Origin of the sequence: Shewanella sp. T24-MNA-CIBAN-0130 (assembly GCF_040310185.1) — a bacterium.
Classification (GTDB): domain Bacteria; phylum Pseudomonadota; class Gammaproteobacteria; order Enterobacterales; family Shewanellaceae; genus Shewanella; species Shewanella psychromarinicola.
Genome location: NZ_JBEOPP010000520.1, coordinates 1 through 241 on the forward strand (window position 1 = coordinate 1; position 241 = coordinate 241).

General features: G+C 44.4%; 1 pseudogene. It reads left to right on the forward strand.

The features are described from left to right. Window positions 1–54: 54 nt before the first annotated feature. Window positions 55–241: pseudogene (gene rplC, locus AAEZ02_RS23345) on the forward strand (50S ribosomal protein L3); the annotation flags it as partial.

The following is a 241-nucleotide window of genomic DNA, read 5'->3' on the forward strand; positions in this document are numbered from 1 at the left end:
GGTTAATGCACATAAACACCCAACCCATTAATATAAGATATAAAGAGGTCTAAAATGGCGATCGGTTTAGTCGGTAAAAAATGCGGCATGACCCGTGTCTTCACTGAAGCAGGCGCATCTATCCCTGTAACAGTGGTTGAGATCAGTGCTAACCGCATTACTCAAGTAAAAAATACTGATGTAGATGGCTATCAAGCCATCCAAGTCACCACAGGTACTCGTCGTGACAGCCGCGTAACAG